The following is a 26899-nucleotide window of genomic DNA, read 5'->3' as shown; positions in this document are numbered from 1 at the left end:
AGATGAGACCCAGAAGAGCGTCCGAGGAGTTGCCCATCTTCCCTCCACAGACGGTACTCAGCCTCTGCGCCTTCTCAAGAAACCCTCAGCGCTTCCCGCTGGCCGATCCGCTGCTCGATCTCGGCATCCTTGAGTGTTGCATCCTTCGCGGGGAGCCGGAATGACGCGGGAGTGTCTGGGTGCTTCGGCGCGCTTGACCGCCAATCGAGGCCCGGTGCGCGAGTTGCCTATCTGATCCGCGCCCGCCAGTTCGAACTATCTGTTCGACGTGAGCGCCCAGCCTCTGGGTTGCTGCTTCCCCGGGCACTGCCGAGTCGAAGCACTCGCTCTGGCGCACGACCTGATCGGCGGGGCGAGGCGGTACGAGACGGTGTCACGCGGGCCGTTCAGGCTGGGCGCAACTCCCGAGGCGGCTGCCCGCCGACCTGGACGCGAGGCTGTGGGACGGACTAAGCCGGGGGACGAATTTGGACACAACGGTGCGAGAGTTTGTCCGTGTTTCGACAGCTTTATTGCACACCGGCCTTCTGTCGATCACCACACCGGATGTGCTTCTTTGTCGGGAGATCCGCCCAGTTCCCTTACGTTCCTTCTGCTGCCGGTGTCTGGAGTGCCACGTCAGGAGTGTCGCCGTTCCGGCAATACGGTCGATCCGGAAGGTGAGGTGCAGCCATGCCTTGGCGGGGAAGGTTTCGGGCCCACCGCAAGCGCCCGCGCCGCTGGCGACGGCTGCCGGCCGACCTTCAGCGAGCCATGTCGTTTGCGCTCGTTCTCGCGCTGCCGTTTCGTTCTCGCGTACCGAAGATCTCAGGCATCGTCCGCTACGCGTCGGCGGGGCGGCCGGAGGCGCTTCCACCGGCTCTCGTAGCTCACCGGGGTCGACCGGGTCGACCTGATGCGGCCGATGCTCGGGGGCTGGAATGAGTAGGGCGGATGATCAACCCTTGCGGTCCGCTGCCCGCGGCGACGAGGACGCAATCACCTCGCTCTACCGGCGGTTCGCGCCGTTGGCGCGTGGCGTGGCGCTGAGGATCTTGCAGGACGCCGACGAGGCCGAGGACATCGTCCAAGACACGTTCTATGCCGTGTTGCTCGCCCTGAAGGCGGGCCGCGGACCGCGCGACTCTGCGGCGGGTTACGTCCACGCCGTCGCCAGGCGTCTCGCCCAGCGGCAGCAAGCCCGCAGCGAATCTCTCGTTCGGATCGGCCTCCCCATTCCTGAGCCGCGCTATCGGCGCGCCGAGGACTGCGATGCCGCAGCCGCCGCCCTGGCCAGTCTGCCGCGGCGATGGCGCGCCATCCTATGGCTCATCGAGGTCGAGGGATACGCGCCCACCGAGCTCGCACCGCTGATGGCCATCAGCCCCACAGCCGTTTCCAGCCTTGCAACGCGCGCACGTCGTGCGTTCCGATCAGCGTATCCAGATCACTCGCCTCGTCGGAGCCAACCGAGACGCCGGCTCGACGCGGCGGCCCGGCGGCTCCCCGCTATGTCGACAAGCGCGCAGAGGCCCGCGTCTGCGGCGATGGCGTGATTCCTGTCGCTCCTCCAAGAGCAGCTTGTACGTGCACACGGCCGATCAGCGGTGTTCCAAGGTGCCGTGGAATGACTCCGCGCGACGGTTCGTCTCTCTCGATCACTATGCAGGCCTGCACATATGCTCCGCCGCCGCTCTGGAGGGAGGTCTGGCTTGACCACGTTTGCCCAAAGGCCGTGTTGAGGGCGATCCGTGGGTGTCATCGTCGAGTCGCCGGTGCGGACGGCGAGATGGTGCGTGGTGACACCTCGATGCCTTCGCCGGAGGCACCACCCCACCTCTCGATCGCCGACCCGGTCGCTTACCAGAGGCGGCTCGGCTGCCACCCAGTGGACGCCGGCCGGCCGCAAATATGACTCTGGTCACATTGCGTGCAGTCGCATGCTGTGGAGTGCCGGCGTGTCCTCTGCTATGTGTGACTGCTCGGCGTAGTGCGGCCATCCGTCGTGACCCGATGGGCATTGATCGGCCGGAGGACGTACTCGACGACTCGCCGGCGGTCGTGACCCCGACCCGTGAGGAGTTGCCGAGTTGTCCCTGCTCGAGCAGTCGAGTACTCCTGCCCCGGGCCCGCACGCGGCCCCGCGCCTGCCGGTCCCTATCGTCGAGCGGCCTCGGCTGCTCGAGCTGCTCGACGGGCCTCAGCCGCTCACGGTGGTGCGGGCGCCCTCCGGGTTCGGCAAGACGACGCTGGTCTCGCAGTGGGTGCGCAGCCGTCGTGAGGCAGGCGTGTGGATGACGGTCGACGCCGACTGCGCCACGAGGCTCGGGTTCTGGCGCCGCGTGCATGCCCTGTTCCGGGCAGCAGGCGGCGGTCTCCTGGACGGAAGCGGAACCCTCGCGTCCGAAGATCTGCGTGGTTCCGTGATCAGGCTGGCCGCGGCTGTGTCTACACCGAGTGTGCTGGTGGTCGACGACATCGACCGGATCGAGGACCGCAACCTGCTTGACGACCTCGTCGCATTCATGCGACACGGCGAGCGTGTCCGACTCGTCGTCATGGGCCGCACCTCGGCCAACTTCGGCGATCCGGAGATCGACCTTGAGTTCCGGCCTCAGGTCATCGGCGGGGACGCCCTCTGCTTCACTCCCGATGAGACAGCGCTCGCGCTACGTCATGCTGGTGCGGGTGACCTCGACGTGGATGCCGTCCAGGAGGTGACCGCAGGAGTGCCCTTCGCCGTACATGTACTCGGCCGTGAGGCGTCACTTGCGGACAGCCGGGAGACGCTCGCGGAGCGACTGAGCCATCATGTCCTGAGGTCCTTGCGCCGGTCCTATGGCCGGTCCGCTTTCACACGCTTCCTCCAGCGGACCTCGCCGGGTGACCGCCTGAGTGCGGACATCGCCGCCGAGCTGGCGCAGGTGACCCGAGCGGCCGCCGTGCGGTTCCTCGGTCAGGCCGAGGCGGCTGGGCTGGGATCGCGGAACGTCGGACCGGCCGAGGATTCCGAGGTGGAATTCACGTTAGTCCCCATGGTGCGTTACGCCTTGTGGTCACAACTGCGGCGCGACGGCTCCGATGCGGCAAACGAGCTGGCCAGACGTTACGCCCGTTGGGCGATGGTGCACGGCGATCCGTACTCGGCGACGATTGCGGCCATCCGTGGTGGCGACCTGACCCTGGCGAGCAGGGCTGTGTGGCCGTGTTTCTTCTCCGTCAGCGCGGACGATTCGGCTCGGACGGTGGCGGCGCTGCAGAGCATCCCGCGTGGAGCGCTGCAGGACCATCCGGCGTTGGCGCTGTTCCTGGCGACGCAGATCGGCTCCTCGGACACCAGACGCGCGAAGGCTCGCCGACTCTACGCCCTCGCTGGTGCATCAGCCGCTCAGCGCTTGCAGGAAGACTCGGTGGACGAGGTTGAGCGGTTCGCGCTCTCGGTGATCGAGATGGTCGCGACGCGGGTGAATGGTCCGACTGACATGGCTACAGCGGCCGCTGACCGTGTGCTCCAGGCGTACCGGAGTCTGTCGGTGTCGGCTCGTCACGAGTTGGCTTGGCTTCTTCCGTCCCGGCTCACGCTGGTCGGAAACCAGCTGTGGCAGTCCGGCGATCTCGCGCGCGCGATCGAGGCCTACACCGAGGCAAACGCCCTCGCAGCCGACGAGGGTGCGGACGCTTTTACTGTTCCGCCACTGGCGGCGATTACGGCGTCTCTAGGAAAGATGCCAATGGCACGGGAGTGGATCGAGCGAGCGCGACGGCTCGACTGGCCACCCGATGAGAAGGACGATTATCTGGGATCGCCCTATCACCTCGCGGAGGCGATCGCTGCCCTCGAGCGGTTCGATCTGGCGACAGCGGAGCAGCACGTCCAGGCCGTCGAGCAAACCTTCGGGGTACTCGAATACTGGGCGTGGTTCGTGCCGGTCCAGGCCTACCTCGACGCGGCGCGAGGCCGGCCCCACGCGGGGCTGGCGCGACTACGGGCGGCTCGAGGCGACGCCGAACGTCCTCCGCCGGGGGCGGAGATGCTGGCCGTTCACGAGGTCGTCGTCGGCCTGCTTCACGTCAGCGCCGGTGAACTCGTGCTGGCCGAGCGAGCGGTATCCCGCGGATCACGAGCGTCGGGAGGGGCGCAGGTGGTGAAGGCGCTCTCGGCGTTGGCCAGCCGGTCTGCCGAGCGGGCACTTGAGTTGGCCCGGGCCGTGCGGGTCTGCGCCGGTGATCCGAGGTTCAAGGCTATTGGTTTGCTGCTGCAATCTGCTGCCGCCCTCCGGCTCGATCAGCAGCAGATGGCGCGCGTGAGCTTGGAGCGAGCCGCTGCGCTGATGGACCTGAATGGACTTCGGACTCCATTGACGTTCCTCCCCCCGGGCGACCTGCGTGCTGTCGGCAGTCTCGGCGTACTTCCCACGAGCTGGGTGATCGGTGTGCCACAGCTGTTCCCCGACATGGCTCGCCACTACGACCTCACCGCGCGAGAGCTGCGGCTGCTGCACAGGCTCGCTCTGACCGATGTCACCTTGACCGACCTCGCAGACGACCTGCATGTCTCGGTCAACACGCTCCGTACTCAGCGGGCCAGTCTGTATCGCAAGTTGGGGGTGCGATGCCGCGCCGATGCACTCGACGTGGCCGATGCGGCAGGGATCCTCACGGACGAGTCGTGAATCGGGTCTCCGATTCGACATCCGCGACGACCTCTCGGGCGGCAAGGTCCGCCCTGATGCGGGCGAGCTGCTGGTCCACCTTGTAGGCCGCCAGGAGCACGGCGACCAGCAGCCAGACGATGACGGGGAGCCCGTAGAAGCAGAACCTGATGGCATTCAGGGCCGCAGCCGGCTGCTGCTCGGCACCGGATCGGTAGCCGCCGGCGGCCAGCAGCCAGCCGAGAGCGGCGCCGCCCAAGGCGCTACCCGCCTTGGCGGAGAACGCCGCCAGCGACGCGATCACGCCCGCGGCGCGCACGCCGTAGCGCCAGTCCGTGTAGTCGACGATGTCGGCCAGCACGGCGTACTCGACGGAGATCAGCAACCCGAGCGCGGCGCTCGCCAGTGCCGTTCCGGCCAGCACCGGGCCGACATGTTGTCCGAACGGTATGGGCAGGGCGAAGCCGATCGCCTGGACGATCAGCGCGACGACGAGGGCGTTGCGTTTGCCGATCCTTTGCGCCACCGGCCTGGCCAGCACGAGCCCGACGATCATCAGGACGGGGAAGAGGGCGAGGACCGGAACGAGGTCCTCGCGACCTAGATAGTCGCGGCAGAAGTAGACGGTCGATGCCACCCGAGTGACCGAGGCCGCGTTGATGAGCAGCCCGCCGCCGATCATGATCTTGAGGGGCAGGTTGCCCCGCATCACCGTTCTCACCTCGGCTACTCGCAGCCGCCGATCGCCCGCGGCTCGTTCCCGCAACGTGGCGAAGGCGAAGAGGAACAGGACGACCGACACTGACCCGAGCAGGAACATGGCCAGCGTGTAACCTCGTCCGTCGTCTCCGCCGCCCAGCATGGCGACCAACGGAAGTATGGCCGCCCCTGCGGCCACCGAGGTGACAAGATTCCCGGCGGTTCGCAGCGAGGAGAGTCGTACGCGTTCTCGGTCGTCCGCCGTGAGGGCGGCGAGGATGGAGACCACCGGGATGGTGGCGAGCGAGTACAGCACGCTCAGCAGGAGATAGGTGACGTAGGCCCACGCCAGCCGGCCCGATTCCGACCAGTCCGGTACCGAGAAGGTCAACACGGCCAGGGTCGCGAACGGGACACTCGCCCACAGGAAGTACGGCCGGGAGCGTCCCCACCGTGTGCGGGTCCGGTCGATGACGACGCCGATGACAGGGTCGACAATCGCATCGAACATCCGCACGAGGAGGAAGAGGGTTCCCACCGCTGCGGCGGGAAGGCCGGCCACGTCGGTGTAGTAGACGACGAGGTAGCCCCCGACGACGGTCCAGATGAGCGTGGCTGCGCCATCCGCAGCCGCATACCCGGCTCGCGGAGATCGCAAGTGCGTCAGAAGTTCGCCTCTCAGCACGGCGACGATTGTCCCAGCGGGGGCACTGACAAGGGACTAATCCCAAGGATGAATTTCCACGTCCGTGCAGTTGCTTTTGCGCTTCTTTGTCCGCTTTTGCAACGCATTCGTTCAGTGTTGGCTACGGCGTCTTTGCGCACTTCAGGACGCGGATTGGCCCGATTCTTTTAAGTTCTTGCCGCTGGTGTCACATTGCCGTCGGCACCCTGACGGCGATGGAACGGCAGTAGCGGGCGACTGGAGACACGGTCGCGGAGTCAGGCGTCGAGTGCGTCTGGCGCGGGTGGCCGCGCAGCCGAAGGAGAACTCGTGAAGTCGAAAACATCCCGAAAAGCCGACTCGCCGCGCCGAATGCGCCGATCGTCCCGCAGGGGCGGACAGCTACGCCGCGGCACGGCGCTGGGCGTCGTGCTCGCCCTGCTGTCGTGCCTCTTCGTGCTCCTGGGCGGCGCGAGCGTGGCGCAGGCGGCGACGCCGGAGTACGAGATCAGGGGCGCATGGATCGACCCGCCGGCGACGATCGGCCGCGGCAATCCGGTGGTCGCGGAGTGGCGTGTCAACGTGAACGACGCAGAGGACCCGCCCAGCAATGACCCGGTGGAGAACGTTGTTGCGACGTTCACCGTCGAGAAGGCGGTATTCGACGGCATTCCGGACCTGTGCTTGACCGAGGGCGTCGATCCGCCGTCGAGCATCTCGGACGACGGAATGACGCTGACGTGCAACTTCGGGACGGTCGACATGGGCACGGCCGTGGTCGTGCAGACACCGGTAGTCGCGACGGGCGTCACGGGCGACGAGGTTGTTCTGGATGGTACGTCGCCCGGTGGCGAGACCGTTGAGCTCGATCCGATCGAGATCCTCAACGACTTCAGGATGGACATCCACTACGGGACCAACACGCTGCACTACTTGTGGGACGACCTCAGCACCCCGTCCTTCGTCGATGTCGACGTCCAGTGGTCCCTGCGTCTCGGCAAAGGATCTGATCCGGGCCCCGACGAGGTCACCTACACGCTCAACGTGGGCGAGGAAAACGATGCGAATGTCGTCGTCGGCCCCAACCCGTGGACGGGCGAGGCCGACGGCTGCACGCCATACACGTCCGCTCTTGCCGACGGACACCCGTTCTCCAACGCTGCTCTACCGCCGGAAGATCAGCGCAACACGAATCACGTCGCCGACTGCACGTTGACACGGGTGAGCCCCGGCGTCTTCGAGCTCACCCTTCGAGGGATCGACTACTCGCTGATCAAGAGGCCCACTCGCGACTCGACCAACCGTCCGCTGCCGCTCGACTGGGATTATGTCGCCAGCGGGTCGCTGTGGTTCCGGGTGTACACCAACCAGGGCGGTTCGATCACTGTCGAATCCAACGCGCCGACCTATGATCCAGTGACCAGTGCTCCGCCATTCACGGATCTTGCCGAGAACAACACCACTAACAAGACGTACGCGTTGGCGGGTGCGTTCTCCGCCAGCTGGCATCGCCCCTTCACAGGGTCGGGTGGTGTCCCGCATGACGACACGTACCGGGTGTCGGCGGGGACGGTCGTGCAGCAGCACGTGCTCACTCGCTTCGGCGTCGACAACGCTCCGCCAGCCAGCCAGTACGGCAACTGCCTGGTGTTCGACACCGACTTCGTGACGTTCGAGCCCGGCTCCGTGGTCGTCCAGAAGGAACAGATCATCAACGGGTCGCTCAGGCCGGTGACCATCGACACCATCCCAGTCGAGTACCTGGTCACCCCGAACCCGCTGGCCGACCCGGACGGGTTCAACTGCAGCACAGGCGGCGCCAACTGGACCACGACGCCCCCAGCCACTCCGGAGCAGGCGGCGATGGTGCGGGCGGTGCGGATCTTGTACCCGTTCTCGACATACGCCACCGAGGACGCCAGGGGTTTCCGGCTCTACGCCAACACCCGGATCAACGACGATGTGCCGACGGGCCAGGACGTGTGGATGTTCGGCTCAGGGTTGCGGCAAGGAACGTGGGTCGGGCCGGACTTTCCCGGCGGGGGCTTGGAGACTCCGGGCGCTCGCTACCCCAACACCAACGCCCGGCGGGACATCCTGCGGATCGTCACGGCGACGCCGTTCATCGAGAAGGCGGCGGCTGAGTCGGTGGTGACGCCGGGTGTGCCGGCGGACTTCACGTTGACGTACTCCGCCAACGGCAGCGGGATCATCCCCGAGACGGTCGACGGGTACGAGATCGTCGACACGCTGCCGGTGGGGATGACCTACGAGCCCGGATCCGCGGATCCGGAACCGGTGGTGACCGTCGATGGACAGGGCCGGCAGGTGCTGACCTGGACGCTCGACGGTGTGGCGACGAACACCGAGCACACCTTGACCTATCAGGCCGTCGCCGATGCAGGCGTCGAACCTGGCACGACGCTGACCAACACGGCGGTGTCGAGCTTTGAGGGCGAGAACTCGCCGCAGGTCAGTGAGACGGTGACGACAGCCACCAACGGTTCCACGTTCATCCTGAAGATGGCCGACCCGACGTACATCCCGTACGTCAACGACGAGGGTGTCGGGACCGGCTCGTGGACGGTCACGATTGAGTCGCAGGACCCGACGCCGCAGGCGTTCACCGACACGATCGACATCCTGCCCTACATCGGTGACCAGCGCGGGACGGCGTTCCACGGGACGTACACGCTGTCCGATGTGGTGCTGCCCGACGGCGGGACGGTGTACTACACCGACGCCGATCCGGCGACGCTGTCGGACGACCCGGAGGACGAGGCGAACGGTGCGCCGGGTGCTCCGTCGGCGTTGTGGAGCACGACGCGGCCGGAGAACCCGACGGCGATCCGGGTGATCGGCGGGGAGCTGGTGTCCGGCGAGACCTTCTCGTTCCAGGTGGTCATCGAGACCGAGGGCGCGCAGCCGCAGGACGTGTACGTCAACCGGGCGCAGGCCATCGCCGAGCACACCGAGCTGGTGATGCGCACGTCGGCGCCGCTGTACGTGTCGGACTACGCGGTGGCCAAGACGTCGGACCCGGCTCCGGGGTCGACGGTGAAGCCGGGTGAGACCATCACGTACACGATCACCGTGACCCAGGAGGGTCCGGTGCCGGCGGCCGCGGTGTTCACCGACACGCTGGCGGAGGTGCTGGATGACGCGGTCTACAACGAGGACGTGACCGCCGACATCGGCACCGTCACGTATGCCGACGGGGTGCTCTCGTGGGAGGGCGTGGTCCCGGTCGGTGAGGTCGCCACCATCACCTTTACGGTGACGATCAAGGACGTCCCGGATCTCGTGGCCGGCGGTGCGGACACGATCGTGGACAACTCGGTGTGGTCGCCGGTGTGCCCGGACGAGGTGCCCGAGGGTGAGGTGAACCCGTGCGAGCCGCCGATCCTCAGGTACGGCTACTACACGGTCTCCAAGACGTCCGACCCTGCACCGGGCACGACGGTGGGCCGCGGCGACGTGATCACCTACCAGGTGCAGATCACGCAGGTCGGTGAGGGCGCGGTGGAGCATGCGTTCACCGATGACGACATGACCGCGGTCCTCGACGACGCCACCTACAACGACGACGCCGTGGCGACGTCCGGCGAGGTGACGTACTCGGAGCCGACGCTGAGCTGGGACGGTCCACTCGCCGTCGGCGAAGTCGTGGACTTGACCTACTCGGTGACCGTCACCGGTGAGGGCGACTACGAGCTGAGGAACGTCGTCACCTCGGAGTGCCCGGAGGACGACCCCGACTGCCTCGAGGGAATCTGCGTGCCGGCGCCGGACCAGAACCCTGACTGCACGACGGTCCACTGGTACGGGGACTACGAGGTGATGAAGACCTCCGACCCGGTCACCGGATCCGAGGTCGAGCCCGGCGACGTGATCACCTACACGGTCACCGTGACCACTGAAGGCCTCGCCGAGGTCGAGGCCGGATTCGACGACGACCTCACCCAGGTGCTCGACGACGCCACCTGGAACGACGACGCGGTCGCGTCGTCGGGCCCCGAGCCGACGTACGACGAGCCGACGCTGTCCTGGTCGAGTGTGCTGCCCCCGGGCGAGGTGGTCACGGTGACATACTCGGTCACGGTGACCGCCGAGGGTGACCGGTACCTGAGGAATGTGGTCACACCTATAGACCCGGAGAAGTGTGTGCCGGCGGAGGGACAAACCGAGGCCTGCACCACCGAGCACATCAACGGCGCGTACACCTACTCCAAGACGTCGGACCCGGTTCCGGGCTCGGTCGTCGAGGAGGACGGCGTGATCACCTACACGGTGCTCATCTCGCACGTCGGTGAGGCGCCCGTGGAGGACGCCTGGATCGAGGACGACCTGTCCGCGGTCCTGGACGACGCGGTCTGGAACAACGACGCCACGGCCGACTCCGGCGAGGCGTCGTTCGAAGGGACGACGCTGCGGTGGGACGGTAATCTCGCGATCGATCAGGTCGTCACGCTCACCTACTCGGTGACGGCCAACGCGGTCGGGGAGGGCGACGACGAGCTGCGCAACATCGTCACCACCGACGACGAGCGGGGCGTGTGCGTCCCGGCGCCGGACGGCAACCCCGACTGCCAGACCGATCACTACCAGGGCGAGTACGTCTACTCCAAGACGTCGGACCCCGAACCCGGGTCGGAGGTCGAGGAGGGTGAGGTGGTGACCTACACCGTCACCGTCGAGCACGTCGGCGCCGCTCCCATCGAGGACGCCATCGTGGTCGACGACCTCTCCGAGGTCGCGCCGGTCGCGGACTGGAACGACGACGCCACGGCGACGTCGGGTCAGGTGAGCATGGAGGACGAGCAGCTCACCTGGACCGGTGACCTCGAGGTGGGTCAGGTGGTGACGATCACGTACTCGGTGACCGTCGGCGACAAGGCCGACGCCACGATGCGCAACGTGGTCACCAGCCCGGACGAGCGGTCGGTGTGTGTCCCGGCGGCAGACGGCAACCCCGACTGCAAGACGGATCACCACACCCCGGACGAGCCGCCGGCACCGGACCTGCCCGACACCGGCGCCGGTCTCACCGGCTGGCTCCTGACCGGCGGGATGGCACTGCTGATCGGCGGTCTGGTGCTCGCGGCCACGCACCGTCGCCGGCCGTTCAGTGGGAGCGGCGGAACCGCCGGCCTGTCCTCGTAGGCCGGTCGCCGACGCGGTGCCTTCGCCTCTGCGGAGGCGGAGGCACCGCACGGCGGTTCTGTTCACCAGGCGCTGGAGGTGAGGTCGCGATGCGCAGACGTGGGCGATTTCGTGCCGAAGCGCCCGCACGACCTCACCGGCCGTCGAGCCTCCCGCTCCGCGACCAGGACGCTCTCTGGCCGGCGCGGGAAGAAGTGGCCCGGTCACGCGTGACACGGGGGCGCGTGACCGGGCTGCTCGACCGACTGAACGCCCTCATCCTGCCGAGGCATCCGAGCCAGACGCCCGATGGGGCTCCCATCAGGGCCCTGCCGGCCCGGCCTGAGGCGGCCCGCATCATGCGACCGCCCGCAGCGTCCGGTCGGACCGGCGCGGTTCCACTTCGCGAGCTGGGGCGACGGCGTGCGGCCCGGCCTACGGCCGTCGCTGGCAGATACGTGTCTATCTCCCTGGAGAGCCTGCTCGATCATGGTCGCGACGTGGGTTGCCGGGACGCCTGAGTTGAGCCATGTGGAGACGGCCGCGTGGCGCAGGTCGTAGGGGCGACGGGATCTTGCGGACTTCGCCGATCTCGCGTTGTCTGAGTGGTCGGTCGTGTCGTGCCTTGCCGGAGTCGGTCCAGTCGCTGCCGGCGTGTGGCTTGGCCGCTTCCAGGTGAATCCAGCCCCAGCCCTCGTTCGGAAGGTCGAGATTGTCGATCCGTAGCTCGGCGGCTTCTTCAGGTCGCATGGCGGCGTAGTACGGGCAGCCGAAGTAGGTTCTCTGCGCGCAGCCGCGTGATCTCTTCGTGTTCCTCGCTGCTCACGCCCGGCCTCTCGCCGGCGTCGATCTCGGCCTGAGCCACCCAGCGACGCACGACTCCCAGCTCACCCCCAGCTGCCGGGCCACCGCGACCGACGCCGCGGTCACCGACGAGTACTGATCACGATGCTCAGCCACCAGACGCACCGCACGAGCACGAAGCTCCGTATCGATCTTCTTCGGCACGACGCTCATCCTTCCGACTCGGAAAGATGCGGCCACTCGTCGATCGGGCCGCCCAATGCCGGTCCGTCGACGTAGACCTGGGCGATGCCCCGGGCGCCAAGGCACTTCAGCCCTGCTCGGAGGTCGTAGACACCACTGTCGGGCACGTCGACCGACTACCGGACCGACTGCCCGTCGGTGGTGGCCTCCAGAGCCGTGGCCTCCCCGCCGCTGGCCTCGTCCCGATCTCCATGATCCCGCTCGAATGCCGTCCGGAACGACAGCAACCGCATTCACGTCTGGCGTGGCTGGTTCGATTCGGGTACAGGTTGCTCCCCTCAGGAAGCCAGGAGGGCGCGCCAGAAATGGCGCTTTACCAGGCAAGATGCGAGCCTGGGCCGCGAGCAAGAGAGGCCGCAGCGCGTTTGCATGCGCTTCCAATTGTTTCTTGACAGCGCGTGTGGCGACCTCTAGTGTCGCGGCACAACGAACGCAGACACCGCTTCGACGGAGAAGACGAGGGTGCCGTGGATCGCGAGGACGACGTGACGTCGCCGTTCCCCCGCCGGCGCGGAGGTGAACGCCGATGAGTACCGACCTGAAAGCCGCGACCGAGAGTGCCCCCGCCGCACCACGCGGGATTCGCCAGAAGCGTGACTACGGTCTCGTGATCCTGGCGGCGCCGGCCGTCATCCTCCTCCTGGTCTTTGCATACGGACCGATGGCCGGTCTGGTGGTCGCCTTCCAGGACTTCAACGTCGCCGACGGCGTGTTCGGCTCACCGTGGGCCGGCCTGGAGAACTTCGAGTTCTTCTTCACGTCGGGCAATGCCAGTCGGATCTTGTGGAACACCCTGTTCCTGAACATCCTGTTCCTCGCGGCGACACTGGGTGCGGGCGTCCTGCTGGCGCTCATGCTCAACGAGATCCGTGGCCGGGTGACCAAGCGCTTCTGGCAGTCCGTGATCTTCGTGCCGTACTTCGTCTCGCCCATCGTCGTCAGCATCTTCCTCCAGGCGTTCCTCGCCGGGCCCGGCGGCCGGGGTGGTCTCGTGAATGACTTCTTCAACGTCCTGTCATTGCCCGAGCTGTCCTGGTACACCGATCCAGGGCCATGGCCCTGGATCCTCACTGTCGTCAAGGTGTGGCACCTCGGCGGCTATATGAGCGTCATCTTCCTCGCCGCGATCACGGCAGTCCCCGAAGAGGTCTACGAGGCGGGTGTCATCGACGGCGCGAGCCGGGCCCAGATGGCGTTCCGCATCACGGTGCCACTGCTCAAACCGACCGCGGCCATCCTGCTGGTCTTAGGCATCGGGCGGATCTTCTACGGCGATTTCGCCACGATCTACGCGATCGTCGGCGACAACGGAACGCTCTTCGAGACCACCGACGTCATCGACACCTACGTATTCCGTGCGCTGCGCACGCAAGGCGACTTCGGGACCACCGCGGCCATCGGACTGTTCCAGTCGGTGGTCGGTTTCGTCCTCGTCGTGATCGCGACCCTGGTGCAGCGCAAGTACGCGAGAGAGACGGCGATCCTGTGAACACCATCGCGGAACCCGTGCACGCCACCCCGTTGAACTCGACGGACCCAGCCGTGCCTGCTCGGCGCCGGCCTCGACAGCGACCCGAGGCGTTCACCATCGCGAGCTACGTCGGCGTCGTCGCGTTCGGCCTCATCTGCCTCATCCCATTCTGGATGGTCATCGCCGGCTCCCTCACAGACGAGTCGGTGCTCGCCCAACGCGGGTACTCCTTCTGGCCGTCGCCCTTCTCGCTCGACGCCTACCAGACGATCTTCGCCGGATCGCGGGTCTGGCTGTCTTACGGGGCGACGCTCTTCATCACCGTCGTCGGCACCACCATCGCGGTCGCCTCCACCTCCGGTATCGCCTGGGTCATTGCCCGAGGCCTGCCCTGGGTGAGCCGGCCGCTCGCGGTCTTCGCCTACATACCCATGCTGTTCACGGGCGGCCTGGTGCCGATGTACATCCTCATCACGCAGATTCTGCAGCTGCGGGACTCGTGGTTCGCAGTGATCCTGCCGCTCGTCATCGCGCCGTTCCTGGTCTTCGTCCAGGTCAGCTTCTTCCGCGGTACACCGCCGGAGATCCTCGACGCCGCACGAATCGATGGCGCCGGAGAGCTCCGCACCTTCTTCCATGTCGTCCTGCCCCTGTCCAAGCCGGTGATCGCCGTCGTCGCCCTCTTCTACGCCGTCACGTTCTGGAACGAGTGGTTCCACGCCCTGCTGTTCATCAGCGACCCGAACAAGTACCCCCTCCAGCTCGTGTTGCAGAACCTCATCACGAGCGTCGCCAACGCCGCGGACCTCGGCACCACGATATCGGCACCGGTGTATCAGATGCGGCTCGCGATGACCGTCATCACCATCGGCCCGATCCTCGCGGCCTACCCGTTCGCCCAGCGCTACTTCGTCAAGGGCTTGACCTTGGGGGCGAGCAAGGGCTGATGGCACCCGCGCTGCAGCGGGTCCGACGGTGACCCCGCCCGATCGACCTCAACCATCCATCCACTCGAGCACCACGAGGAGAGGAACACCATGACAGCGAACACCAACGGCGCTGCACTGTCACGGCCGGTATCGAGGCGAGGATTTCTCGCCTGGTCGGGGGGTGTGCTCGCGGCGGCTGCACTTTCGGCGTGCAGCACCGGATCGAACGGCCAGAGCAGCAGCGCCACCCACGGTCTGCTGCTGCCAGGCGACGTGCCTCCCCACTGGGACCGTGTGCGTGCTGCGGTCAACGAGAAGCTCGAGGCCGACCTCGGCTTCGAGGTCAGCCCCGAGTTCATCAACTGGTCCAACTATGCCTCGCAGTCGCTCCTGAAATTCACCGCCGGCGAGAACTTCCAGACTGCGCTCTCGGCACGGTGGCTCAATATCGCCCGGCTCATCGAGGCCGGGGCGCTGCACCCCCTCGACGATGCCCTGACCAGCGGCGACTACCCGAACCTCACCGCCATGGTCGACCAGGCGGCGTTCGACGCCAACCGGTGGCCCGACGGCGCGATCTATGGTGTTCCGGCCGTCAACAGCGCGGGCCGCATCCACCACCACATCGCCCGCGGCGATCTGATCGACAAGTACGCAGGCGGCAACATCGAGACGTTCGATCAGCTCGAGAAGTTCTGGTACGACGTCCTCCAGAAGGAAGGGATCCCGGGCTACATCCGCAACAACACGCCCTTCGACACGCTCGGCGCGCCGACTGGTGCGCTCTACGCGCAGGGCTGGGAATCCCCCGATCTTCTGCCGCTGTACTTCTCCAGCGACTCGGTGTTCTTCGTGCCGTCTCGTGACGCCGCAACAACCGGGTCGACCAACGCAGTGCCGTTCTGGGAGTACGAGCCGTACGTCGAGTCCTTGCACCGAATCCGCAAGTACTACGAGGACGGCATCATCAACGCCGATCGGCTGAACGCCGACTCGGCCGACCTCAAGGCACGGTTCGACTCCGGCGGTGCGGCCTCGACCTGGGGGATCACGGACGGGCTCGACACCGCCGGGCATCTGGACCAACTCACGAAGGCCGTCCCGGGCGCGTCGCTCGTCACGCTCCTGCCCTTCCGTGACGGTCAGTCGGCCAAACCGAACCAGACCTTCCAGGCGGACAACCTCGTGGTCGTCAATGCTGCCGCTGCCGACATCGACGCGGCGCTGCAGCTGCTCGACTGGGTTTCCATCAAAGAGAACCACGACCTGCTGCAGTACGGGGAGGAGGGCACGGACTGGGAGGCGGCCGGGGACGACGGTTACGACCCCATCGGCGAGTACGCCAACTTCCCGGGCTATGCCCTGAGCTGGCGCATTCCTCTCGAGCGCAAGTACGCGCGGATGTCCGAGAGCGAGGAGAGCTGGTTCGAGTGGTCCAAGGTCTACGACAACTTCACCCTCGACCCTTACGCCTCGTTCATTCCCGATCTGACCGAGATCGAGACCGAGCATGCGCAGATCACCGCCGCAGTCGCCGAATACGGAAACCCGTTGTATGCGGGTGCGGTCGACGTCGAAGAGGGCCTTGACAAGCTCAAGGCCGCCGTCGACGAAGCCGGACTGGCCAAGGTTCAGGAGGAGCTCAACAGGCAGGCCGACGCCTATCTCGCCTCGCAGTAGCCCATGCATCTGTCGGTGTCGATCCAGGGCGACACCGACGAGTTCCCCGGGCAGTCGAGCTCGTCGACCCCGGGACGTCCTATCCGTGATAAGGATCAGTGTGATCGAATACGCAGTCGCTGTCGGCTCGCCCCGGCTGGCTGAGCGCTTGTTCGGCCCGTCCTGCGAGGCGCTCGCAGGTGTCTCCGCGCGACGACTCGGCGGGGTCCTCACCGAGTTCGACTCGGAACTCGCCCGTCGCGTGCTGTCACGCGCGGAGGTGCTGCTCACCGGATGGGACACGCCGCCGCTGCGCCGGTCCGTCCTGCGGCACGCACCGCGACTGCGCCGTGTCATTCACGCCGGTAGTGCGTTCGGCTGGCTTCTCCCGGACGGCGCCTCCGGTGTCCACGTGTCCGACATGGGCCACGTCAACGCCGTGCCGGTCGCCGAGTACACGCTCGCCATGATCATCCTCGCGAACAAGGACGCCGTCCGGGCGCGGGATCTCTACCGCACGAGACGGACCTACATCGACCGGGAGGAGGAGTTCGCCGACGCTGGTAACCACGCCCGCACGGTCGGCGTCGTCAGCGCGTCGCGGACCGGGCGTGTGTTGCTCGAGCTGCTGCGCGCATTCCCCACGCTGGACGCTCTCGTATACGACCCGTACCTCCCGCCACACGAGGCGCGCGGACTCGGGGCTGAACCGGTGAGCCTGCCCGAGCTCGTGCGCCGCAGCGACGTGGTGACGGTCCACGCGCCCGTCCGTCCGGACACCGTCGGGCTCATCGACCGCGAGTTGCTCGCGCTCATGCGCGACGGCACCACGATCATCAACACAGCCCGTGGCGTGATCGTCGAGCCGGCAGCGCTCGAGCGGGAGCTGATTGGGGGCCGGATCAACGCCGTCCTCGACGTCACAGACCCCGAACCGCTGCCCGCTGAATCCGCCCTCTACGACCTGCCGAACGTGTTCCTCACGCCGCACATCTCCGGTTCGATGGGCACCGAGCTGCGCCGGATGGGTGACGAGGTCGCCTCCGAGTTGGCTCGATACGCCGATCTCGCGGTGGCCGCCGAATCCGTCGCGGACAGCTGAGGGGGCGAGCGAGCGACGACAATCCACAATATTGATCAGGGAGGTGACCGACCACGATGACCGACTCGGCAACTACGCGTGCCGCGCGACTGGCCGACGTGGCGCGGCTGGCCGGGGTCTCGGCGGCCACCGCGTCACGCGCCCTCAACGGCAATGACCGTGGTGTTCGGGAAGCCAACAGGGCCAGGGTGCTCGAGGCGGCCAAGACCCTCGGGTACACCACCAACCTCGCAGCGCAGGCGGTCGCCCGCGGTCGGTCCCGGGGTGTCATGCTCGTCGCCAAGGGCATGCCCGATGACTTCGCCAACCCGATCACCGCCGGGGTCCTCAAGGCGACGCAGCGTCGCAGTCTGCCCTTCACGCTGGTCTCGGCGGGTACGGAGCAGTCTGATCTCGTCGAGGCGGTCAATCTGGCCCGTAGCCACCGGCCGGAGACCCTCGTGATCACCGGTGGGCGAGCGGCGGACGACACGACGATCCCCGCACTGATCGAGGCGCTGCGCCACTACGAGGACGAGGGCGGTCGAGTGGTCCTGATCTCTCAGGAAGGGCTGCCGTTCGACACGGTCACCTATGCCAACCGCCAGGGCGGATATGACATGGCGACGGCATTGGTCGACCTCGGGTATCGCGAGTTCGCGGTGATCTCAGGGATGAAGCATGGTATGACCCAGCGGGACCGGACCGAGGGCTTCGTCGCCGGCCTGGCGGACGCGGACATCGAGGTGTCGGCAGACCGGATCCTTGTCGGGGAATTCAACCGTGACGCCGCCTACGCGATGACCGGGGAGCTCCTACGGCGGAATGTCAATGTCGAGGCGATTTTCGCGGTCAACGACGCCATGGCGCTGGGTGTGCTGACCTTCCTTCGCGATACGGGCGACTCGCGCCGTGTCGCCGTCGCCGGTTTCGACGACATCAAGGCGCTCCGCGACATCACGCCGTCGCTGACGACCGTGCACATGCCGTGGGAGCAGATCGCCGAGGAAGCGCTCGCCATGACAGTCCTGCCCCGGACGACGCCGCCTCGCACCACGGTCGTCAAGGGCCATGTGATCGTGCGCGAGAGCACACCGCGGGTGACCCGCTGAGGCGCTGCGGGCTCCGATACTTCACATCCACGTTCTGGGGACGCTGTGCCGGATCTGCGGCGGCCGCCATTGGTGCTACGAACCGTCGCCGTCCGGCCCGGACCGTGGCTGGCCGGATCGGCCAGCTGCCCTCCGATCGGAGGTTGACGGATGTCGGCGACGGCTTCCCGCCTCGCCTACGACTCTCGCGGCCAGGTCTACGACACGATCCGTGCCCGTGCCGCCGCGCTGAAGAACATGCGACCGGCGCAGGAAAGGAGATCGAGAAGAGAAGGAAAATGTCGGTCAGTATCCCGGCCGGACGTCGGACACCGGGGCTGAATAGTGACGGCTATCACAAGCGGTCAGCGCACGCATGTCGCCCGCCTTGGGGCGGTGGACTCCCGCACAGCGGCCTGTTGGGCCGGTAGCCAAGGAGCACCACCGCCTCGTGCACTCGTCGCACCAGCTCGGGTGCGACGTGGCGTGACCCCGGAAAGCCGGTCCATCGGGTGTGAGAGTCCTTGCAGCCCGCGGGAGCGGGCGGGAAGGCTCACACCATGTCGACGAAGAGGAAGCGGCACACTCCTGAGCAGGTGGTCCGAAAGCTGACCGAAACTGACCGGCTGCTCGCCCAGGGCGCCGATACCGCCGAAGTCGCGCGCCAGCTGGGCGTCAGCGAGCAGACCTACTTCCGGTGGCGCAACCAGTTCGGGGGTCTCAAGGCCGAAGACGCCAAGCGCCTCAAGGAGCTGGAGAAGGAGAACGCCCGACTCAAGCGGCTGCTGGCCGACGCCGAGTTGGAGAAGGACGCGCTCCGGGCGATCGCAGAGGGAAACTTCTGAGCCCGGCCCGTCGACGCGCGGCCGTCAACCATCTTCAGCGCACGCTGAAGGTGAGCGAACGGTTCGCGTGTCGAGTGGTCGGGCAGCACCGATCGACCCAACGCCACACCCCGGCATCCCAGATTGTCGAGGACCCCGACGCCGCCCTGCGGGCGTGGCTGTGTGAGTACGCGGGCAAGCATCCCCGCTGGGGTCACCGACGCGCCTACCACGATGCCCGCGGTGAGGGCTGGACCGTCAACCACAAGAAGATCCAGCGGCTGTGGCGCGAGGAAGGCCTCCGCGTGGTCGTGAAGCGTCGCCGCAAGCGGGTCGGGTCCTCCACGGTGCCGTCGGTGCCGTCCGCGACCGGCCCGAACATGGTATGGGCCATCGACTTCCAGTTCGACTCGACCACCGACGGTCGGCCGGTCAAGATCCTGTCGGTGGTTGACGAGCACACCCGTGAATGTCTCGGCGGGCTGGTCGAGCGCTCCATCACCGGCGAAGTGCTCGCCACCGAACTGAACCGGATCACGGCCACTCGTGGTGGTGGTGGCCCGGCGGTGCTGCGGTTGGACAACGGGCCGGAGATGATCGCGGCTGCGCCGGCCGAGTGGGCTGGCACGAGGACCAGGATGCTGTTCATCCCACCCGGGGAGCCGTGGCGCAACCCCTTCATCGAGTCCTTCAACGGTCGCCTGCGCGACGAATGCCTCAACATCCACCTGTTCTGGTCCCTGACCCACGCCAAGGTCACCATCGGCGACTGGAAGGAGGAGTACAACCACGACCGGCCGCACTCATCGCTGGGCTACCGAACCCCACGGGCCTACGCTGCGATCTGTACCCACTAATCGGCTCTCACGCGTCTGGTGTCGTGTGCCCACATCGCAATCTCGACGCGGTTGCGGGCGCCGAGCTTGGTCATCAACGATGCGACGTGGGTCTTGACCGTGCTCAGGCCGACGAAGAGCTCGGTGGCGATCTCAGCGTTGGTCCGGCCCCGTGCCACCAGCGCGAGCACCTCCTCCTCGCGCTCTGTGAGCGGGTCGATGGGCTGGACCGGTACTACCGGCGCCTGGTCGGCGAAGGTCGCCAGCAGCCGGCGGGTGATGCTGGGGGCGATCAGCGCGTCCCCGGTGGCCGCCGCGTGGATGGCCTGCACGAGGAGCTCCGGCCCGGCGTCTTTGAGCAGGAAGCCGCGGGCGCCGGCGCGTAGGGCGCCGAGGACGTACTCATCGAGGTCGAAGGTGGTGATCACGACGACCGCCATCGGGTCCGTCACGTCCGGCCCGGCCAGGCGCCGCGTCACCTCGACGCCGTCGAGCCCGGGCATCCGGATGTCGACGAGGAGGACATCGGGACGCAGCCGGGTCGCCAGGTCGAGCGCTGCGAGCCCGTCTGCTGCCTCCCCCACGACCTCGAAATCGGGCTGCGCGCCGAGGATCATCACCAACCCGGTCCGGACCAAGTCCTGGTCGTCGGCTACGACGACACGGATGCTCATGCCAGCGCCTCCACCGGCAGCACGGCCTCGACCACCCAGCCACCTTCGGGCCCCGGCCCCGCGGAGAGCGATCCGCCGAGGAGCTGGGCGCGTTCGGCCATGCCCAGCAGGCCGAACCCAGGCTCCGGGGCTGGCCCCGGCTCGGTCTGTCCATCGTCGCTGACACGCAGCCTGACGGCGTCGCCCTCCCGGCGTACGTCGATCCCGACGCGGGTCGCGCTCCGGGCGTGCCGTACGGCGTTGGTCAGCGACTCCTGCGCGAGCCGGTAGAGCGCGGCGTCCACGGGTCGTGCCAGCCGGGCTAACGAACCGTCCAGCGAGACCTCGACGGTGGGCGTCGCGTCGGCGCGCGCCAGAGCAGGCAGGTCCGCGACACCCAGCTGCGGTGAGTAGGCGACGGCTTCCTCCTCACGCAGCACCCGCACCATGGATCTCATCTCCGCCAGGGTTCGCGACGCTTCAGCCTCGATCGCGGCCAGAACCTCGGCAGCCTTCTCAGGCTGGATGCTGGCGACCACTCCACCGGCCTGCGCCTGCACCGCGATGGCCGAGACGTGGTGGGCCACGGTGTCGTGCAGCTCTCGCGCCAGCGCCACCCGCTCCTGATTGCGGATCTCGCGCTGTTGGCGGTGCCAGAGGTCCGCGCGGTAGCGGAACACCGCCGCGAGGGCGACGAACAACAGCAAGAGGACGCTCCCGCCGAAAACATCGGCCCAGCCCGCGGAGGAGGCGTACATCCCCAGCGCGACGACGACTGTCACGAACGCCGTCCCCAAGACCATCTCCCGTCCCGAGCCCCACCGCACCAGGGAGTAGAGCAGGATCAGGACGGCCATCATGGAGTAGAGGCCGAGGTCCCCGGCGTGCGCAGTCAGCTGGAGGACCGAGAGCAGCCCGGCGACGCCCCACCCGACCAGGGCGGCTATCAGGGGGCGGCGCCGCCGCCAGAGCAGGGCAGGCATAAGCGCCAGGGCGAGCACCGTCACAAGGGGTCGCCAGGCCAAGCCCGGCCGAACGATGCCCTCGACCAAGGTGGCGGCCGCGAACACGCCCACCAGCAGCCAGTCGAGACGACCGATGGGCGGGGCGTCAGCAGGCCGCGGCTCATGCCAGATGGAGCGCCGGACAGTGACCACGGCTCCAGCCTAGGGATCGGCGCGCCTCGGCGTACCCGCCGAAAGAACGAGAGACAGACCATGCCATCGGCCAGGCGAACTCCAGCCTCCGGGCCGATGTGCCCGCCGCCGGGCTCAGCGATCGTGGACCTACCGATCCTCAGCACAACAACGGAGCCCATGATGAGAACACCCCAACCCACCACCACACTGGAAGACCAGCCGATCCCGGTGAGAGCCAAGCTCGCCGCAGCGTGGACAAGCTTCATGTTCCTGTACGTCTACGTGGACATTCTCAACTTCTTCACGCCCGGCGTCATCGAAGACATCCTCGACGGCAGGGTCTTCGAGTTCGACCTCTCCCAGACCTTTTCGACCACGGCGCTGACCCTCGTGGCCATCCCGATCCTCATGGTCGTGCTGTCGATGACGCTACCCGCCAGGGTGAACCGCATCGCGAACCTCATCGTGGCTTCGCTCTACGTCCCCGTCACGGCATTCAACGCGGTGGGCGAGTCCTGGCTTTACTTCTACGGCCTTGGCGTCGCACTGGAAGTGATCCTTCTCGCCCTCATCCTGCGGTACGCCTGGACCTGGCCCCGCACCGCACCGTCGGCGACCATGGCGACCAGCCCGGACCGTGAAACCGTTCGCGCCCAGCAGCAAGCGTGAGCCCAACAGCAGTCCCCGTCCTGTTCGGAGCCACCTGCCTCGGTGCCGCGGTGTGGGCCTCCTGACGGTGGGACACCAACTACCACTGGGACGTCGCGTAGGGGCCTGCCAAGCCCCTACCGGCGGGTCAGGTCATCGGATGCGCACACAGGCCCACCGCATCGTCGACACCGACCCCAAGCGCGGCAACGCCGTCGTCCGCGTCACTGGCACCCGCCACCACGAGCCGACGTATCAGGTCCGCCAGCCCTTATCGATCACCCAGGAGGTCCCCGGTCATGATCACCCCACCCACCGTGTCCGGGAAACCGGGTCAGGCTCCCATGGGCCTATCCTGCGATTTGTACCCACTAATCGGCTCTCACAGCACCTGGACCGATCCTCGGCGTCCCGTCAGACGTACTGCGTGTCGCTGACGACGCGCGACACCGTCGGAACCGACACCTGGGCGGCGCGAGCCATGTCGGCCAAGATCGTGTGCGATACGGCTTCCGCGTCGTCATGGATCAAGGGCAGGCGTGAGCAGTCGGCGCGGAGTATCGATTTCCTGTGGTGCAACCGCGTCCTCGGTGCATGCGTCACTCCTCGAGCCGCCCTTGTGCTTCCTGGCCGCACGCTTCGGCGGTGATCGCCTCCCGGAACGGAAGGGCCAGGCCAGTGGTCGGGCCCTTGCTTCGACAAACGCGCCCCTTCTGCCGAGGCGCCATCATCATCGTCACGATCCGCTACGCATTTGGCGACGCCCAAGCCCTTGCCCGTCAATACCTGCTGCGATACCGTCCGGGATAACGTTATCCTGGACGTCGATGTCCGAGGGAGGACTGTGCAATGAAGCGAGCCACGAGATCGCGGTTCTGCGCTGTGTCAGCCACAGTGGGGCTGGTCCTGACCGGATTGGTGGCCGCGCCGTCGCCTGCTGCTGTCGCAGGGGGTCCGGGTATCCGTGCAGACTCGGTACCGGCCGACCTCGTCGAGATTCACGAGACGACGAGCGAAGACGGATTCATCCACCCCGGTGTCGGCCTCACGGCCGACAACCTCGAGAACATGCGGACCCAGGTACTGGCAGGTGTCGAGCCGTGGGCGAGCTATTACGACGCCATGACGCAGACCAGGTACGCGGCCGCGGATTTCAAGGCGTCGATCCAGGGCCCGACGGACGAGCAGCCGACCAGCACGGCATACGACAACGCGAGTATGCGAAGCCGGCAGCACACGGACAGCATCGGTGCGATGACCCAGGCCCTGATGTACCTGGTCACCGGTGACGAGCTCTTCCGCGCGAACGCATTGCACATCATCCGGACCTGGAGCAGCCTGGACCCCACTCAGTACCAGTACTTCCCCGACGCGCACATCCACACCGGCGTCCCGCTCTACCAGACGCTGGTCGCGGCCGAGATCATCCGTTCCACCGAGCCCGTGCACGATGAGCTGGACGGGTACGACCTGCGTTGGACCGGGCGCGACGAGCAGAGGATTGAGAGCAACCTCATCAGGCCTGTGCTCGACACGTTCCTGTACTCGCAGAACCGGTTGTGGAACCAGCACCTGTACGGCGTGATCGGCATGGTCGCCGCCGCGATCTTCCTCGACGACCCGGAGCTCTACGCAGAGCGCGTCGAGTGGTTCACGGTCAACTCGACGTACCAGAGCGAACACACCATCAACGGCGGAGACGTGAACGGCTCACTTGCCGCGATCATCCGGACCATCGACGCCGACGACCCGCTGAACACCTACGGCGAGGACTTCCTCCAAGTCATGGAGATGGGCCGGGACCAGGCGCACGCCGAGGGCGACATCGACCTGCTGACGGCACTGGCCCGGATCGTCAACAACCAGGGCACGCGGGTCGACCCCCTGGACGGGACGGTGTCGACCGAACCGGATGCCGTGTCCCCGTACGAGTTCCTGGACAATCGGATCCTCGCTGGCGGCGATGTCTTCGCCGCGTTCATGATGGGCGAGGAACTGCCCTGGGTCGACACCTCCGGCGGATCGGGCAAGGTCGCCGAGGCATACCGCGGACGCCTTCGCGAGCCGCTCAACGAGCTCTACTACCAATACAAATACATCGCGGACGTGGACGTCGAGACGGAAGCGCCGCACGTCGCCGAACTGTACGAGCACCGCGACGGGCCCCTGTTCTACTACGGCTCGAGCGTGTCGAACTTCTGGAACGAGCGCGGCTCGGACTTCACCGGGGCCGAGTACTGGGTGGCCTTCCCGCCAGAACTCGCCGAGCAGGACATCACGGTCCCGGCGGCCGGCGACGGGCCCGAGCTCCCACTGGAGAGGTTCGGCCACACCCTCGGCCAGGGCGCCAAGCACAAGCTTGACGCTGCCGGGGAGGCCTTCGTGCGCCTTGACGCCAAGAAGGACGACGCCCGAGTGGCAGTTCGGCGTGTCGTTTGGGCCGACCGCACCCGCACGGCACTGGTCGGCGTGCAGGTACGAACGAACGGTACCGCGATCCTGGAGGCGGCGCGGACCTCCAACGCCGAGCCGTTCACCACTGTGCAACTTCCCGACACCCATGGGCGGTGGCGTTACGTGTGGTTCGACGTCGACTCGTCGAAGGTGCCGTCGGTGGGCGACAACATCGTGTTCTTCCGCGCCACGGGCGGTAGGGCCCACGTTGACGTCGCGGCCGTCCTGGCGGACGCGAATGGCGCGCTCACTCCGCCGGTGTTCGACGACGGTGCCTCGCTCGACGTGGTCGCAGTGGCGGGGGAGCCGTACACCAGGACCTTCGGCGTGACGGACTCGGCAGGGAACGACGTCTCGCTGGAGCTTCAGGACGCTCCGAAGGGCGCCGAGCTGTCCGACGATGGCACGCTGACCTGGCTGCCCAGCAAGAAGCAGGACCGCGGAGGGCACGACCTGGTCGTCGTCGCCTCTGACGAGCAGACCGACACGGCGCTGCCCGTGACGATCACGGTCGCACCGGACCGTCTGGCAGCGATCGACGCCCTTCTCGCCGGTCTCGACGCGTCTTCGTCGTATACGACGTCGACCTGGCGGCCGGTGGTCGAAGCGCGCGAGGCGGCCTCGGCGGCCGCCGAGAATGCCGGACCGGCGGAGTTCGCCGACCTGCTCGAAGACCTGAGGCTCAGGATCGATGGACTGGAGCTGCTCAATCCTCGCCTGTCCGACGGAACGCTCGACTTCTCCGGGCTGGTGACGTCTCCGGACCTGTCGCCGGCGAAGCTTGCGATCCTGGTCGACGAGGACAACCAGACATTCTGGGGCGACATCCGCCGCCCGAGCGTCCTGCTGGACTTCGGGGCCGGATACAGGTTCCGTGCCGACGCGTTCGGCTGGCTCGCCCGCGACACGTTCCCGGACCGCTCCCACGGCGCCAACGCCTATGGCTCCAACGACGGAACCACCTGGACCCTCCTCACCGAGCACGTGACCGAGGGCAACGACGTGGCGATCGAGACGATCGCCGTTCGCGACGAGGTGCGGGACAGCCGGTTCCGCTACCTCAAGCTCCAGGTCGACGAGCCACAGGGTCCTGGGATCTTCTCGATGGCCGACATCCGCATCCACGGCGAACGCACCGAGGCCGGCCTGGAGACCGTGGTGCACTACGCCCGGTCGCTTGACCCGGAGGACTTCACCGCGACGAGCTGGGCCGCCTTCGACGCCGAGATCACCGCCGTGGAAGACGTCATGGATGAGCCCGGGGCCGATAAGGAGTCGCTGATCAAGCGGGTACTCGACGCTTACGACCTGCTGGTGGCGGTGTACCGCGACAGTTTCGAGGCGTCTGACCCCGACGTGTGGGCGCCCAACGGCTCGGCGCCGTCCACCTACACCCGGACCATCGACGACTCCTATGGGCGTAGCGGTACCCGGTCGCTGCACTTCACGAGCACCGACACCACCTATAGCGGCTCGCATAACCTGTGGTTTCGCAGCAACAAGAGCGGGTCGCCGGTCATGGTGGCGCCCCACACCACGTACAAGGTGTCCTTCTGGTACCAGCTGACCGACTACGAGTACGGTTCCGGTCTCGGCGCCTACTACTTCATCCGCTCGTACAGCGGCGGCAGCGGCGTCGGGAGCGATCAGCGCAACTGGATCCGCGCCGAGGACACAGAGCCTGGGGAGTGGCGGTACTTCGAGCGGGAGTACACCACTGAAGGCGGCAGCGTGAACAACGTGGTGATCGACTTCGGGTTCCGCGGCTCGTCCGGTGAGTTCCGGGTGGACGACCTGCGGGTGGAGCCGGCCTAGCCCATGGGTGCAGCCGCAGCCGATGCGAGGAAAACAGCGACCCCAATGCCGACCTGGCCAAGGTCGACGGCGCCGCAGATCGCCTGACCGCCACCGTTGATCGACGTGAACCTCGC

General features: G+C 67.1%; 14 protein-coding genes and 1 pseudogene. 11 read left to right on the top strand and 4 right to left on the bottom strand.

Annotation, left to right across the window (positions count from 1 at the left end):
* Positions 1-944: 944 nt before the first annotated feature.
* Positions 945-1535 (top strand): RNA polymerase sigma factor, encoded by a 591-nt coding sequence (locus tag E1262_RS02495; protein WP_162605737.1) that lies wholly within the window; start codon positions 945-947, stop codon positions 1533-1535.
* A gap of 534 nt (positions 1536-2069) precedes the next feature.
* Complete coding sequence (locus tag E1262_RS02490) at positions 2070-4652, top strand: AAA family ATPase (RefSeq protein ID WP_132101455.1); 2583 nt, start codon at positions 2070-2072, stop codon at positions 4650-4652.
* On the opposite strand, the gene E1262_RS02485 is transcribed toward E1262_RS02490, so the two are convergent.
* Positions 4636-5988 (bottom strand): MFS transporter, encoded by a 1353-nt coding sequence (locus tag E1262_RS02485; RefSeq protein ID WP_162605736.1) that lies wholly within the window; start codon positions 5986-5988, stop codon positions 4636-4638. The genes E1262_RS02490 and E1262_RS02485 overlap by 17 nt on opposite strands.
* Before the next feature lie 378 nt (positions 5989-6366).
* Between E1262_RS02485 and E1262_RS02480 the strand changes: the two genes are divergently transcribed.
* Positions 6367-11157: a DUF7927 domain-containing protein gene (locus E1262_RS02480; protein ID WP_132101453.1), complete on the top strand. Its 4791-nt coding sequence runs from the start codon at positions 6367-6369 to the stop codon at positions 11155-11157.
* Positions 11158-11914: 757 nt separating this feature from the next.
* Here E1262_RS02480 and E1262_RS31215 read toward each other — a convergent pair.
* Positions 11915-12144, bottom strand: a pseudogene (locus E1262_RS31215) (transposase); the annotation flags it as partial.
* 565 nt (positions 12145-12709) lie between these two features.
* On the opposite strand from E1262_RS31215, the gene E1262_RS02475 reads away from it, so the two are divergent.
* The 6 genes from E1262_RS02475 to E1262_RS02450 all read left to right on the top strand — a co-directional run bounded on the left by E1262_RS02475 (position 12710) and on the right by E1262_RS02450 (position 20095).
* On the top strand, positions 12710-13672 hold the full coding sequence (locus tag E1262_RS02475; protein WP_132101452.1) for an ABC transporter permease: 963 nt from the start codon (positions 12710-12712) through the stop codon (positions 13670-13672).
* 53 nt (positions 13673-13725) lie between these two features.
* Positions 13726-14601, top strand: a complete 876-nt coding sequence (locus E1262_RS02470) for a carbohydrate ABC transporter permease (protein WP_132101451.1) — start codon at positions 13726-13728, stop codon at positions 14599-14601.
* Between the two features lie 90 nt (positions 14602-14691).
* Complete coding sequence (locus tag E1262_RS02465; RefSeq protein ID WP_132101450.1) at positions 14692-16263, top strand: ABC transporter substrate-binding protein; 1572 nt, start codon at positions 14692-14694, stop codon at positions 16261-16263.
* Between the two features lie 100 nt (positions 16264-16363).
* Positions 16364-17344: a hydroxyacid dehydrogenase gene (locus E1262_RS02460; protein WP_203453470.1), complete on the top strand. Its 981-nt coding sequence runs from the start codon at positions 16364-16366 to the stop codon at positions 17342-17344.
* Between the two features lie 56 nt (positions 17345-17400).
* Positions 17401-18435 carry a LacI family DNA-binding transcriptional regulator gene (locus E1262_RS02455; protein ID WP_132101448.1) on the top strand — a complete coding sequence of 345 codons (1035 nt, stop codon included), beginning with the start codon at positions 17401-17403 and terminating at the stop codon, positions 18433-18435.
* Between the two features lie 539 nt (positions 18436-18974).
* Positions 18975-20095 (top strand): IS3 family transposase gene (locus tag E1262_RS02450; protein ID WP_420810499.1). Its coding sequence is split into 2 segments (ribosomal slippage): positions 18975-19245 and positions 19245-20095, totalling 1122 coding nucleotides; the frame shifts between segments, so codons are not numbered across the junction.
* Here the strand turns inward: E1262_RS02450 and E1262_RS02445 are convergent.
* Together E1262_RS02445 and E1262_RS02440 are read right to left on the bottom strand one after the other, a co-directional pair.
* Positions 20092-20748 carry a response regulator gene (locus E1262_RS02445; RefSeq protein WP_132101446.1) on the bottom strand — a complete coding sequence of 219 codons (657 nt, stop codon included), beginning with the start codon at positions 20746-20748 and terminating at the stop codon, positions 20092-20094. The two genes, E1262_RS02450 and E1262_RS02445, sit on opposite strands and share 4 nt — an antisense overlap.
* Positions 20745-21884, bottom strand: coding sequence for a sensor histidine kinase (locus tag E1262_RS02440; RefSeq protein ID WP_132101445.1), 1140 nt, complete (start codon positions 21882-21884; stop codon positions 20745-20747). Before E1262_RS02440 ends, E1262_RS02445 begins: the two co-directional genes overlap by 4 nt.
* 162 nt (positions 21885-22046) lie before the next feature.
* Between E1262_RS02440 and E1262_RS02435 the strand changes: the two genes are divergently transcribed.
* The gene (locus E1262_RS02435) at positions 22047-22535 is read left to right on the top strand and encodes a DUF6326 family protein (protein ID WP_132101481.1); all 489 of its coding nucleotides are present in this window, start codon (positions 22047-22049) and stop codon (positions 22533-22535) included.
* A gap of 1047 nt (positions 22536-23582) precedes the next feature.
* Positions 23583-26783: an alginate lyase family protein gene (locus E1262_RS02425; protein WP_162605735.1), complete on the top strand. Its 3201-nt coding sequence runs from the start codon at positions 23583-23585 to the stop codon at positions 26781-26783.
* Positions 26784-26899: the final 116 nt, after the last annotated feature.

Source organism: Jiangella aurantiaca, from assembly GCF_004349105.1.
Taxonomy (GTDB): domain Bacteria; phylum Actinomycetota; class Actinomycetes; order Jiangellales; family Jiangellaceae; genus Jiangella; species Jiangella aurantiaca.
This window is presented reverse-complemented; position numbering and strand designations above follow the sequence as displayed.

Excerpts from the sequence above, each read along its gene's own strand:
- E1262_RS02465 (WP_132101450.1), top strand. The coding sequence starts at position 14,692 with ATGACAGCGAACACCAACGGCGCTGCACTGTCACGGCCGGTATCGAGG.
- E1262_RS02445 (WP_132101446.1), bottom strand. The coding sequence starts at position 20,748 with ATGAGCATCCGTGTCGTCGTAGCCGACGACCAGGACTTGGTCCGGACC.
- E1262_RS02435 (WP_132101481.1), top strand. The coding sequence starts at position 22,047 with ATGAGAACACCCCAACCCACCACCACACTGGAAGACCAGCCGATCCCG.
- E1262_RS02480 (WP_132101453.1), top strand. The coding sequence starts at position 6,367 with ATGCGCCGATCGTCCCGCAGGGGCGGACAGCTACGCCGCGGCACGGCG.
- E1262_RS02455 (WP_132101448.1), top strand. The coding sequence starts at position 17,401 with ATGACCGACTCGGCAACTACGCGTGCCGCGCGACTGGCCGACGTGGCG.
- E1262_RS02475 (WP_132101452.1), top strand. The coding sequence starts at position 12,710 with ATGAGTACCGACCTGAAAGCCGCGACCGAGAGTGCCCCCGCCGCACCA.
- E1262_RS02425 (WP_162605735.1), top strand. The coding sequence starts at position 23,583 with ATGCGGACCCAGGTACTGGCAGGTGTCGAGCCGTGGGCGAGCTATTAC.